Genomic DNA, 11,614 nt, shown 5'->3' with positions numbered 1-11,614 from the left:
TCGGCTTCTCGTAAAATTCGCGGCTACGAACTTCAGCCAGAACACCGGCTTTTTCGCAGGAGCGCTTGAAACGACGCAGAGCTACGTCGAAGGGTTCGTTCTCTTTAACTTTGACGGCTGGCATCCAGAGCTACCTTCATTCATTACCGGGGTCAACGCTTAATGCAACGCTTGCACTAAGTACGTCGGTTTTTAAGGGTTGCGGATGTTAACCCCTTGCTTCGCGGAATGCAAAGCCTCTGATCGAAAACCACTGGTCGCAGGCATGAGCGGCGACTATTATGCGCGCCTTCGAATTCAGCCTCCACAAGGCGTACCCAATGCTAGTACTGGGAATGGAAACATCCTGCGATGAGACCGGTGTCGCGCTGTACGACAGCGAACGCGGGCTGCTTGCCGATGCATTATTCAGCCAGATCGACCTGCACCGCGTCTATGGCGGCGTGGTGCCGGAGCTCGCTTCGCGTGACCACGTAAAACGCATGCTGCCCTTGATTCGTCAGGTGTTGGCCGAGGCGGACTGCGCCGTTACCGAGATCGATGCCATTGCTTATACGGCCGGCCCGGGCCTGGTCGGCGCCCTGCTGGTGGGAGCGTCATGCGCACAGGCGTTGGCGTTCGCGTGGGACATTCCGGCACTGGGTGTTCACCATATGGAAGGGCACCTGTTGGCGCCGATGCTGGAGGAAAATCCGCCCGAGTTTCCGTTCGTCGCTTTGTTGGTTTCCGGCGGCCACACCCAGCTGGTTCGCGTTGATGGCATCGGTCTTTATGAGCTGCTTGGCGAAACCCTGGATGACGCCGCCGGCGAGGCATTCGACAAAACCGCGAAAATGATGGGACTGAATTATCCCGGCGGTCCGGAGATTTCGCGTCTCGCGCAATCCGGTGTGGCCGGACGTTTCGTCTTTCCACGGCCGATGACGGATCGACCGGGCCTGGATTTCAGCTTCAGCGGCCTGAAAACCTTCTCCCTGAACACGTGGCAGCAGTGCCAGAGCGCTGGGGACGACAGCGAGCAAACCCGTTGCGACATCTCGCTGGCCTTCCAACAAGCGGTGGTGGACACTTTGACCATCAAGTGCAAGCGCGCGCTGAAGCAGACCGGGCTGAAGCGGCTGGTCATTGCCGGCGGCGTGAGTGCGAACAAGGCGTTGCGCCTGTCCCTGGAGCAAATGCTCGGGGGGGTAGGCGGGAATGTGTACTACGCGCGGCCTGAGTTCTGTACCGACAACGGCGCGATGATCGCATTTGCCGGTTGCCAGCGTTTGCAGGCAGGGCAGAGGGAAAGTCTGAGCATTACCGTGCAGGCGCGCTGGCCGATGGAGCAACTGCCGGGCCTTTGATGCCGGGCCGGTGCGAGCGGGGGTTGAGTCGGTATCGGATCGTCGTTTTAGAAATGCCGTTCGCGCCCGGCAAACAGGTCGCGTAGATTGCCCCGATGCCGCCAGACGATCAGCAGTGTCAGCACGCTCATCGGCAGCAAGGCGTGGGGTTCCTGCCATGCGAGAAGGGGCAGGGTCAGCGGCGTGGCGATCAACGATGCCAGTGAGCTGGTGCGGGTGAGGTAGAACGTCAACAGCCAGGCGCCCATGGCAAGCAGGGCGGCTGGCGGGTACAGGGCCAGCAACATGCCGGCGGCAGTGGCCACGCCCTTGCCTCCACGAAAACGGAAGTACAGCGGGAACAGATGCCCCAGCACTGCGCAGAGTCCGATCCAGGCTTGCAGGCGTGGGTCGAGGTCCAGCCCTCTGGCGATCAGAACCGGGATCATGCCCTTGCAGACGTCGCCAATCAGGGTCAGCACAGCGAGTTTTTTACCCGCCAGGCGCAGCATGTTGGTGGCGCCGGCATTGCCCGAGCCACTGGCGCGCGGGTCCGGACTGCCGGTCAGGCGGCTGAGCAGAATAGCGAAGGACAGTGAGCCGAGCAGGTAGGCGAGGATCGCCAGTAACCAAAACATGCTAACCATTCCGGGCGAGGATGCCTTGATTCTAACGGCGCATCGCGCCCTTGTCGTGCAGCGGAGAGACAGGCTTGGACAGAGTTTTCATAGAAGGTCTGGAGGTCGATACCGTCATCGGCGCCTACGACTGGGAGCGTGGCATTCGCCAGTGCCTGCGTCTGGACCTCAGTTTTGCCTGGGACAACCGGCCTGCAGCCGCAGGCGACGACCTCAGCAAGGCGCTTGACTACGCCAGTGTTTCCGCGCGGATTCAGGCCTTCGCCGAAGCTTCCCAATTCCAGCTTGTTGAAACTTTTGCCGAGCGTCTGGCTGAAGTGCTGATGAGTGAGTTCAATATCCCCTGGCTGCACCTCAAATTGACCAAGCCGGGAGCCGTGCCAGCGGCAAAGGGCGTCGGGGTGGAGATCGAGCGCGGATGTCGCTGACACGGATTTTTCTGGGACTGGGTAGCAATATCGACCGAGAGCGACACTTGTGCGCGGGTCTCGACGCCCTTGCCGGCTTTCTCACCGATATGACCTGCTCACCCGTGTTTGAAAGTCATCCGGTGGGGATCAAAAGCGGGCCTTTTTTCAACCTCGTGGTGTCCGCACTGACCGATCTTCCGCTGATGGAGCTGGACCGCCGCCTCAAATTCATTGAAGCCGATAACGGCCGTTACGCCCCCGATCGCAAAGGCTTGCCGCTGGACATCGACGTGCTGCTGTACGACGAGCAGGTCGGTAACTTCGACGGCCTGGTTCTGCCCCGCGCCGAAATCCTCAAAAATGCGTTCGTGCTCTGGCCCTTGTCGCTGATCGCGCCGCAGCGCTTGCACCCCGAAGCTGGCGTCTCGTTCGCCCGGCTTTGGTCCGAGGCGAAGATCGAGCAAATACTGTGGCCGGTTGCCTTTGAATGGCGCGGCGAGCCAGTCACTCCGGCCGCCCTGCTGGCGTCGGCCTGACAGGCGCCACTATGGTATGGCCGCCAGACTGAGTGGCGGCCCCAATCAAAGCTGATAGGACGCCTTATACACCTTCAGCGTATCCAGCCGTTCCCGTTTGAGCGCTTCGCCCAGCTGCTGACCCTGAAACCCCTTCGCCAGCAGGGGTTGCACCGCGACTTGACGTGCCGCTTCGGCAGCGCCCCGCAGGTACTCGGCCTGGGGGTACGTGCGTTTCTCAAGCCCCTTGCGGCCTCGAGCGTCCATTTCGCAGGCGGCGATGAATTCCTCGAAGCGTTGCGGTCGGCGGTACACGTCAAAGCTTTGCAGCAGGTCCAGCAATGTCGAGGGCTTCAGTTCCAGTGCACGGTGGCCATGGGTGTGAAATTCGCCCACCAGCAACGCCAATTCCTGGCAGTCCCTCGGCACCTTGAAACGCAGGTTGACGGCCTTGATCGCGTTGAGCCCGTCGTGCTCGTGGCCGATATGGCTCGGCCATTTGTCTTGCGGCGTGAGTCCCTTGCCCACGTCGTGCAGCAAGCAGGCCCAGCGCACGCTCAGCGGCTGGCGGTGCACGGCAGACTGATGCAACACGCTAAGCACGTGCAGTCCGGTGTCGATTTCCGGGTGGTGCGCCTCCGGCTGAGGCACGCCAAACAGCGCGTCGACTTCCGGCATCAGCACTTGCAGAGCCCCGCATTCGCGCAGGACTTCGATGAATACCTGCGGGTCCTTTTCCATCAGCGCACGGGAAATTTCCTTCCAGCTGCGCTCCGGTGTCAGCGCTTGGAGTTCACCCGAGCCGCTGAGCTGGCGCATGAGTTCCAGCGTTTCCGGAGCGATGGTGAACCCGTCCCCGGCATACCGCGCGGCGAACCGCGCCACGCGCAGGACGCGCAGTGGATCTTCGGCGAATGCGGGGGAAACGTGACGCAATACTCGGGCTTCCAGGTCCTGCTGGCCATGATAGGGATCGGTCAGTTGGCCGTTCTTGTCTTCGGCAATTGCGTTGATGGTAAGGTCCCGGCGGATCAGGTCTTGCTCCAGCGTCACGTCCGGGTTCGCATGGAATACGAAGCCGCCGTAGCCTTTACCCGTCTTGCGTTCGGTGCGGGCCAGCGCATATTCCTCGCCGGTCAGCGGGTGCAGGAAAACCGGAAAATCCGTGCCCACTGGTCGGTAGCCCTTGACTAGCATTTCCTCCGTTGACGCGCCCACCACCACCCAGTCAATGTCAGTGACCGGTTTGCCAAGCAGGCGATCGCGCACCGCGCCGCCAACTTTATAAATCTGCATAAAAAAGCCTCCATGAGGGCGACAGGATAAACCTTAAGTCGCGATCGCGGAGGCTGGAAACGCTCATGCTCTATAAGTGGACGACCGCCAGGTCCAGCCGGGGATATTCACTGTCAGCGTGTTCGCTTCTCGGCGGCACATGGTGGACTTTCATCAACTGGTCGCCTTGCAGCGTTTCCAGGTGGATGTCGAAGCCCCACAGCCGGTGCAGGTGTTTCAGCACTTCGTCCGTGGAATCCCCCAAGGGTTTACGGTCGTGCTGTTGATGACGCAGGGTCAAGGAGCGGTCGCCGCGACGGTCAATGCTGTAAATCTGCACATTGGGCTCGCGGTTGCCCAGGTTGTACTGGGCGGCGAGGGTTTCGCGAATGATCCTGTAGCCGGTTTCATCGTGAATGGCGGGCACAAGCAGATCGTCCTTCTGATCATCGTCCAGAATGCTGAACAGCTTCAGATCACGAATCACCTTCGGCGACAGGTACTGCAGAATGAAGCTCTCGTCCTTGAAGCTGCTCATCGCAAACTTCACTGCCGTGAGCCAGTCGGTGCCGGCCAGGTCAGGAAACCAGTGGCGGTCCTCATCGGTCGGGTGCTCGCACATCCTCCTGATGTCCTGGTACATGGCAAATCCCAGCGTGTAGGGGTTGATGCCGCTGTAGTAGGGGCTGTCGAAGCCAGGCTGGTAAATAACGCTGGTGTGGGAGGTCAGGAATTCGAGCATGAAGCCATCCGTCACCAGCCCCTCGTCGTAGAGGTCATTCATCAGCGTGTAATGCCAGAACGTGGCCCAGCCTTCGTTCATGACCTGAGTCTGGCGCTGCGGGTAGAAATACTGGGCGATTTTGCGAACGATCCGTACCACTTCACGCTGCCAGGGCTCCAGCAACGGGGCGTGCTTTTCAATGAAATAGAGGATGTTTTCCTGAGGCTCGGCCGGGAAGCGCGAATAGTCCTCTTTGTCGCTCTTGCTCGTGCTTTTCGGAATCGTGCGCCACAAATCGTTGATCTGCTTCTGCAGATGCTCCTCCCGGTCTTTCATCCGGCGGCGTTCTTCTTCCGCCGAGATAGGGTAGGGCCGCTTGTAGCGATCGACGCCGTAGTTCATCAGCGCGTGGCAGGAGTCGAGCAGGTCCTCGACCGCATCGATCCCGTGGCGCTCTTCGCACTGCATGATGTACTGCTTGGCGAAGACCAGGTAATCGATGATCGAACTGGCGTCGGTCCAGGTGCGGAACAGGTAGTTGCCCTTGAAGAAGCTGTTGTGCCCGTAGCAGGCATGGGCCACGACCAGCGCCTGCATGCAGATGGTGTTTTCCTCCATCAGATACGCGATGCACGGGTCGGAGTTGATGACGATCTCGTAGGCCAGACCCATCTGGCCGCGTGAGTAGGATTTCTCCGTGCTGAGGAAGTGTTTGCCGTAGGACCAATGGTGATAACCCAGCGGCATCCCGACTGACGCGTAGGCGTCCATCATTTGCTCTGCGGTGATCACCTCAATCTGATTGGGGTAAGTGTCCAGCGCGTAACGTTCGGCAATGCGGCTGATTTCCCGGTCGTAGGCCTGGATCAGTTCGAACGTCCACTCTGAACCCGTGGAAAGGGGTTGGCGCTTCTGCTCTCTAGCGGTCATGTCACTAACCTGCGCTGGAAGAGTTCACGGAACACCGGATAGATATCACCGGCAGACACCAGCTGTTGCTGGGCAAATGTGTCGGCGAAGGCCTCGCCGATGCGCTCGTATTCAAACCACAGCGCCTGATGCTCGCGCGGAGTGATTTCGACGTAGGTGTAGTACTGCACAAAAGGCATGATCTGTTTGATCAAAATGTCGCGGCAAATGGGCGAATCATCATTCCAGTTGTCGCCGTCAGAGGCCTGCGCCGCGTAGATATTCCATTCGTTGGTGGGATAGCGCTCGGCCATGATTTCCTGCATCAGCTTCAATGCGCTGGAAACGATGGTGCCGCCGGTTTCGCGGGAATAGAAAAACTCTTCCTCGTCGACCTCCCGTGCGCTGGTGTGGTGGCGGATAAAGACCACCTCGATCTTGTCGTAGTTACGCTTGAGGAACAGGTAGAGCAGGATGAAAAAGCGCTTGGCGATGTCTTTGGTCGCCTGGGTCATTGATCCTGAGACGTCCATCAGACAGAACATTACCGCTTTGGAACTGGGGTTCGGCTGTTTGACCAGCAGGTTGTATTTGAGGTCGAAGGTGTCGAGATAGGGAACGCGGCGAATGCGCGCCTGAAGCTTCTCGGCTTCTACTTCCAGCGCTTTGATGTCGCCGAAGTTGTCGGGCTCCTCGATCTTCAGGCGTTCGAGCTCAGCCAGCACCTGCCGGAGCTTGGCCCGGCTGCTGCCGGACAGTGCAATGCGCCGCGCATGTGCCGAGCGCAACGTGCGGATGATGTTGATGCGCGAAGGGTTGCCTTCATTGCTGATGCCCGCACGAACGGTCTTGAACGTGTCAGTGCCCGTCAGGTTGCGCTTGACCAGGTTAGGCAGTTCCAGATCTTCGAACATGAACTCGAGGAATTCTTCCTGGGTGATCTGGAACACGAACTCGTCCATGCCTTCGCCGGCGTTGCCTGCCTTGCCAGGCCCTTTGCCACCGCCGCCACCCTGAGGACGTGCGATGTGCTCACCCGTGGTGAATTCCTTGTTACCGGGATGAACGACGGTCTGCTTGCCACCGCGACCATGGTGCAGCACCGGCTCGTCGATGTCCCTTCCGGGAATGCTGATCTGTTCGCCGTGCTCCATATCGGTAATGGAGCGTCGGCTGACGGCTTCTTCTACTGCCTTCTTGATGTGATCACGGTAGCGACGCAGGAAGCGCTGGCGGTTTACCGTGCTCTTGTTCTTGCCGTTGAGACGTCGGTCAATCACATAGCTCATAGGCCCCTCCGGGGAGCTTCAAGTGGTGAGCTGCAAGCTGCAAGTAGAAGCGATTATCCGGACCTCAGATTTCACCTGCTTCTGTCTTGCAGCTCGCAGCTTGACGCTTGCAGCTGCCTTACTGCGACTTCCGGACCCGTAGGTACCATTCGGACAGTAGTCTTACCTGTTTGTCGGTGTAGCCCCGCTCGACCATTCGCGTAACAAAATCGTTGTGCTTCTGCTGATCCTCTTTGCTGGCCTTGGCATTGAAGCTGATGACCGGGAGCAGATCCTCGGTGTTCGAGAACATTTTCTTCTCGATCACTACCCGCAGCTTCTCGTAGCTCAGCCAGGTCGGGTTCTTGCCGTTGTTGTTGGCGCGGGCGCGCAGCACGAAGTTGACGATCTCGTTCCGGAAGTCTTTCGGGTTACTGATGCCCGCCGGTTTTTCGATCTTCTCCAGCTCCTCATTCAACGCGACGCGGTTGAGGATTTCGCCGGTTTCCGGGTCGCGGTATTCCTGATCCTGAATCCAGAAATCCGCATAAAGCACGTAACGGTCAAAAATGTTCTGGCCGTATTCGCTGTAAGACTCGAGGTAGGCGGTCTGGATTTCCTTGCCAATGAACTCGATGTAGCGCGGCGCCAGGTATTCCTTGATGAAACGCAGATACCGCTCGCGGGTTTCGGCCTGGAACTGCTCCTGCTCAATCTGCTGCTCCAGCACGTACAACAAATGGACCGGGTTGGCGGCGATCTCGTGCGGGTCGAAGTTGAAGACCTTCGAAAGAATCTTGAAGGCGAACCGGGTCGAGAGTCCGTTCATGCCTTCGTCGACACCGGCGCTGTCGCGGTATTCCTGGATCGACTTGGCTTTCGGGTCTGTATCCTTGAGGTTCTCACCGTCGTAAACGCGCATCTTCGAGTAAATATTCGAGTTGTCCGGCTCTTTCAGGCGCGACAACACGGTGAACTGCGCCAGCATCTTCAGCGTATCGGGTGCGCAATGGGCTTTTGCCAACGAGCTGTTGAACAGCAATTTGTCGTAAATCTTGATCTCGTCACTGACCCGCAGGCAGTACGGCACCTTCACGATGTAAATCCGGTCGATGAAGGCTTCGTTGTTCTTGTTGTTGCGGAAGCTGTGCCATTCCGATTCGTTGGAGTGGGCCAGCAAAATGCCGGTGAACGGAATCGCGCCCAAGCCTTCGGTACTGTTGTAGTTACCTTCCTGGGTGGCGGTGAGCAGCGGGTGAAGCACCTTGATCGGCGCCTTGAACATTTCCACGAATTCCATCAGGCCCTGGTTGGCCCGGCACAGCGCGCCCGAGTAGCTGTAGGCGTCGGCGTCGTTCTGTGGGTATTCCTCGAGTTTGCGAATGTCGACCTTACCCACCAGCGCCGAGATGTCCTGGTTGTTCTCGTCGCCGGGCTCGGTTTTGGCCACGGCTATCTGGTTCAGGATGGAAGGGTAGAGCTTCACCACTTTGAACTGGCTGATGTCGCCGCCGAATTCGGCCAGCCGTTTGGTCGCCCAGGGCGACATGATGGTGTTCAGGTAGCGACGCGGGATGCCGTAGTCCTCTTCGAGGATCGTCCCGTCTTCGGTGGGTTTGAACAGGCCCAAAGGGGATTCGAAAACCGGGGACCCTTTGATGGCGTAGAAAGGTACTTTTTCAACCAGCGTTTTGAGTTTTTCAGCCAGGGACGACTTGCCGCCGCCTACAGGGCCGAGCAGGTAAAGGATCTGTTTCTTCTCCTCCAGGCCCTGCGCGGCGTGGCGGAAGTACGAGACGATTTGCTCGATGCAGTCCTCCATGCCGTGGAAGTCTTCAAACGCCGGATAGCGCCGAATCACCTTGTTGGAGAAGATTCTGGACAGCCTGGAGTTGGTCGAGGTGTCGAACAACTCAGGCTCACCGATGGCCATCAGCAGACGTTCTGCGGCGGAAGCGTATGCGCTGCGGTCGGTTTTACAGAGCTCGAGATACTCCTGTAGCGAAAGCTCTTCCTGGCGTGTCGATTCAAAGCGTTGTTGGAAGTGGCTAAAAATACTCATGACGTCACCTCGCTCGATACGTGGAGCCGGCGGCGGATCGTCAGTCGATGCTGGATGGAAGCCGATCACGCGGCCGCCATTACCCCCCAAACACCATAAAAGTAGCTACCGATGACCCACGCGCCGGTGTACCGGCTCTCCCCTGATTCGGATGGCCTGAGGCTAAGAGTAGTTCGGATTCGGGCAGAGAAAGAAGCAATGCGGGTGAAGAGGGCCTACCCGTTCGTCAGATGAGGGCGCGAGCCCGCGTAGGACGCGGGATAGCGGTCGGCAAAAATATTTTTGGATCAGCCTTGCGTGGTTTCAGCCGGGAATTTGGTTTTCCATAGCTCGAAACCGCCATCCATGCTGTACACCTCGGAGAAGCCCTGACCCACCAGATAGGCCGCCGCGCTCTGGCTGGAGTTGCCGTGATAGCAGAGGACGACCAACGGTTTGTCCAGATCGGCCTGGCGAATGAAGTCGGCGATGGAATGGTTGTCGAGGTGATGGGAATCCGGAATGCGGTGGGTCGCGTAGGTCTGCGCATCACGTACGTCCACCAGCACAGCGCCTTGTTCGCGCAGGGCATGGACTTGTTCGGGTGAAATACGTTTGAAGTCAGTCATGGCTCGGGCTCCTGGGGCCGTCGGGTCCTCGAACGGTCGAGAACAGGGAGAGAATTTTACTGCTGCTGCAGCGGCGTCGGCTCGCTGACAACGGGCGCCGCAGGGGCAACCAATCTGGCGTTACCGCGCTCGTCGCAATCGCAATGGATCAGCGCTCGCGTGTCAACGTTAAGCAGGGTCATTTCGCCGCCCCAGACGCAGCCCGTGTCCAGCGCATAGATCCCGGGTTCGTCACATCGGCCTTCAAGCGCAGCCCAGTGGCCAAAAATGATGCTCATGCCTTTGGTCTTGCGGTCTTTGTGCTTGAACCACGGCGCGTACCCTGCCGGCGCACTGTCGAGACCTTCCTTGGCCTTGAGATCAAGTTTGCCGTCGCTGGTGCAGAAGCGCATACGTGTGAAGTAGTTGGTGATAACACGCAGCCGAGTGACACCTTGCAAATCCTTGTCCCACTTGGCAGGTTCGTTGCCGTACATGCCGTCGAGAAAGGGCTCGAACCGGTTGTCATCGCGCAACGCCTCTTCCACTTCTTCGGCACAGCGCAGTGCTTTCTTCAGCGTCCACTGCGGCGGGATCCCAGCGTGCACCAGCGCGATATCGCGTTCGGCGTCGTAATGCATCAGCTTCTGTTGGCGCAGCCAGTCGAGCAGCACGACGGCGTCCGGCGCTTCGAGGATTTCCCGCAGCGTGTCGCCTTTCTTCAGGCGCTCGATGTTGCGGCCGGCGGCCAGCAGATGCAGGTCATGGTTGCCCAGCACGCAGACGATCGAGTCGCGCATGGCGTAAAGATAACGCAAAGTTTCCAGTGACTGCGGGCCCCGGTTGACGAGGTCGCCGACCAGCCAGAGTGTGTCCTTGCCAGGCTCGAAAGCCACACGCTCAAGCAGGCACTTCAGCGGTTCCAGGCAGCCCTGCAGGTCGCCGACTGCGTAAACCGCCATTAGTGGAGCGCCCCCGGGACGGCCAGGCGGAACGGAGCGATGATGGCGTCGAAGCGCTTTCCGTCTTCGGCGAGCATCTGGTAGGCGCCCTGCATATTGCCGACCTTGGTGGTCATCACGGTGCCGCTGGTGTAGGTATGGCTCTGCCCAGGCTGGATCAGCGGTTGCTGTCCCACAACGCCGTCGCCGCGAATCTCTTCGACCTGACCGTCGCCGTCGGTGATCACCCAATGACGCGACAGCAGTTTGGCCGGCAACTGGCCGTTGTTGTGCACGGTGATGGTGTAGGCGAAGGCGAAGCGGTTCTGCTCAGGCTGCGATTGTTCTGCAAGGAAACGGGTCTCGACGCTGACGTCGACCTGGTAACGAGAATCAGACATGCAAGAGGCCTTAAAAGCGAGAGCGGAAAGATCCGGAATTGGCTGGGTTAAACGTCAGTCTAGGACATGTCACGGATAAGCAAGTAACGAGGCTTTGACCGGACATGTCTCCAGAAGGTCAGGCGGCGACAGGCTTTTCGCTGAGCTTGTCGGCAAGGCGCACAAACGCCGCCAGGTCCAGTTGCTCAGGACGCAGACTGCCATCGACACCGGCTTCGGTGATTTCCTCGCTGGTCAGCAGGGCTTTCAACGTGTTGCGCAACGTTTTGCGGCGCTGGTTGAAGGCTTCGCGGACGACGCGCTCCAGCACGCGGTGATCCTTGGCCGGGTGCGGCAGGGTTTCATGGGGCACCAGACGAACGATCGCCGAATCCACTTTCGGCGGCGGATTGAACGCCCCCGGGCCGACATTGAAGAGGTGCTCCACGCGGCAGTGGTACTGAACCATGATCGACAGGCGACCCCAATCACCGCCGCCAGGACCTGCCGCCAAACGCTCGACCACTTCTTTCTGCAGCATGAAGTGCATGTCGCGGATCAGGTAGGCGTTCTGCAGCAG

The 11,614-nt window shown here is 59.2% G+C and carries 13 protein-coding genes; 3 read left to right on the top strand and 10 right to left on the bottom strand.

Features of this window, described 5'->3' with window-relative positions:
* On the bottom strand, positions 1–124 hold a 124-nt coding region (gene rpsU, locus VF672_RS20195; RefSeq protein WP_331106309.1), incomplete at its 3' end, for a 30S ribosomal protein S21.
* A gap of 196 nt (positions 125–320) precedes the next feature.
* Here rpsU and tsaD point away from each other — a divergent pair.
* Positions 321–1,346, top strand: a complete 1,026-nt coding sequence (tsaD, locus tag VF672_RS20190) for a tRNA (adenosine(37)-N6)-threonylcarbamoyltransferase complex transferase subunit TsaD (protein WP_331106308.1) — start codon at positions 321–323, stop codon at positions 1,344–1,346.
* Positions 1,347–1,393: 47 nt separating this feature from the next.
* Here the strand turns inward: tsaD and plsY are convergent, their stop codons facing one another.
* On the bottom strand, positions 1,394–1,963 hold the full coding sequence (gene plsY, locus VF672_RS20185) for a glycerol-3-phosphate 1-O-acyltransferase PlsY (RefSeq protein WP_331106307.1): 570 nt from the start codon (positions 1,961–1,963) through the stop codon (positions 1,394–1,396).
* A 74-nt stretch (positions 1,964–2,037) separates the two neighbouring features.
* On the opposite strand from plsY, the gene folB reads away from it, so the two are divergent.
* Positions 2,038–2,391: a dihydroneopterin aldolase gene (folB, locus tag VF672_RS20180; RefSeq protein WP_074886956.1), complete on the top strand. Its 354-nt coding sequence runs from the start codon at positions 2,038–2,040 to the stop codon at positions 2,389–2,391.
* Positions 2,382–2,909 (top strand): 2-amino-4-hydroxy-6-hydroxymethyldihydropteridine diphosphokinase, encoded by a 528-nt coding sequence (gene folK / locus VF672_RS20175; protein ID WP_331106306.1) that lies wholly within the window; start codon positions 2,382–2,384, stop codon positions 2,907–2,909. Before folB ends, folK begins: the two co-directional genes overlap by 10 nt.
* 45 nt (positions 2,910–2,954) lie before the next feature.
* On the opposite strand, the gene VF672_RS20170 is transcribed toward folK, so the two are convergent.
* The 8 genes from VF672_RS20170 to VF672_RS20135 form a co-directional block, all read right to left on the bottom strand.
* Positions 2,955–4,184: a multifunctional CCA addition/repair protein gene (locus VF672_RS20170; protein ID WP_331106305.1), complete on the bottom strand. Its 1,230-nt coding sequence runs from the start codon at positions 4,182–4,184 to the stop codon at positions 2,955–2,957.
* 70 nt (positions 4,185–4,254) lie between these two features.
* Positions 4,255–5,817: a SpoVR family protein gene (locus VF672_RS20165; protein WP_331106304.1), complete on the bottom strand. Its 1,563-nt coding sequence runs from the start codon at positions 5,815–5,817 to the stop codon at positions 4,255–4,257.
* Positions 5,814–7,085 (bottom strand): YeaH/YhbH family protein, encoded by a 1,272-nt coding sequence (locus tag VF672_RS20160; protein ID WP_331106303.1) that lies wholly within the window; start codon positions 7,083–7,085, stop codon positions 5,814–5,816. Before VF672_RS20160 ends, VF672_RS20165 begins: the two co-directional genes overlap by 4 nt.
* A 118-nt stretch (positions 7,086–7,203) precedes the next feature.
* Positions 7,204–9,126, bottom strand: coding sequence for a PrkA family serine protein kinase (locus VF672_RS20155; RefSeq protein ID WP_192173109.1), 1,923 nt, complete (start codon positions 9,124–9,126; stop codon positions 7,204–7,206).
* Between the two features lie 287 nt (positions 9,127–9,413).
* Positions 9,414–9,734: a thiosulfate sulfurtransferase GlpE gene (gene glpE, locus VF672_RS20150; RefSeq protein WP_331106302.1), complete on the bottom strand. Its 321-nt coding sequence runs from the start codon at positions 9,732–9,734 to the stop codon at positions 9,414–9,416.
* Positions 9,735–9,790: 56 nt separating this feature from the next.
* Positions 9,791–10,675, bottom strand: coding sequence for a symmetrical bis(5'-nucleosyl)-tetraphosphatase (locus VF672_RS20145; protein WP_331106301.1), 885 nt, complete (start codon positions 10,673–10,675; stop codon positions 9,791–9,793).
* On the bottom strand, positions 10,675–11,055 hold the full coding sequence (gene apaG / locus VF672_RS20140) for a Co2+/Mg2+ efflux protein ApaG (RefSeq protein WP_331106300.1): 381 nt from the start codon (positions 11,053–11,055) through the stop codon (positions 10,675–10,677). Before apaG ends, VF672_RS20145 begins: the two co-directional genes overlap by 1 nt.
* 118 nt (positions 11,056–11,173) lie before the next feature.
* Positions 11,174–11,614 (bottom strand): rRNA adenine dimethyltransferase family protein (locus tag VF672_RS20135; RefSeq protein WP_331106299.1); only part of this gene is annotated, 441 nt, incomplete at its 5' end.

It is taken from the genome of Pseudomonas sp., assembly GCF_036387035.1.
Taxonomy (GTDB): domain Bacteria; phylum Pseudomonadota; class Gammaproteobacteria; order Pseudomonadales; family Pseudomonadaceae; genus Aquipseudomonas.
Note: the sequence above shows the minus strand (reverse complement) of the source record. Positions and strands in the feature narration are given on the sequence as shown.

Excerpts from the sequence above, each read along its gene's own strand:
- tsaD (WP_331106308.1), top strand. The coding sequence starts at position 321 with ATGCTAGTACTGGGAATGGAAACATCCTGCGATGAGACCGGTGTCGCG.
- folK (WP_331106306.1), top strand. The coding sequence starts at position 2,382 with ATGTCGCTGACACGGATTTTTCTGGGACTGGGTAGCAATATCGACCGA.
- glpE (WP_331106302.1), bottom strand. The coding sequence starts at position 9,734 with ATGACTGACTTCAAACGTATTTCACCCGAACAAGTCCATGCCCTGCGC.
- VF672_RS20145 (WP_331106301.1), bottom strand. The coding sequence starts at position 10,675 with ATGGCGGTTTACGCAGTCGGCGACCTGCAGGGCTGCCTGGAACCGCTG.
- plsY (WP_331106307.1), bottom strand. The coding sequence starts at position 1,963 with ATGTTTTGGTTACTGGCGATCCTCGCCTACCTGCTCGGCTCACTGTCC.
- VF672_RS20155 (WP_192173109.1), bottom strand. The coding sequence starts at position 9,126 with ATGAGTATTTTTAGCCACTTCCAACAACGCTTTGAATCGACACGCCAG.
- VF672_RS20160 (WP_331106303.1), bottom strand. The coding sequence starts at position 7,085 with ATGAGCTATGTGATTGACCGACGTCTCAACGGCAAGAACAAGAGCACG.
- apaG (WP_331106300.1), bottom strand. The coding sequence starts at position 11,055 with ATGTCTGATTCTCGTTACCAGGTCGACGTCAGCGTCGAGACCCGTTTC.
- VF672_RS20170 (WP_331106305.1), bottom strand. The coding sequence starts at position 4,184 with ATGCAGATTTATAAAGTTGGCGGCGCGGTGCGCGATCGCCTGCTTGGC.
- VF672_RS20165 (WP_331106304.1), bottom strand. The coding sequence starts at position 5,817 with ATGACCGCTAGAGAGCAGAAGCGCCAACCCCTTTCCACGGGTTCAGAG.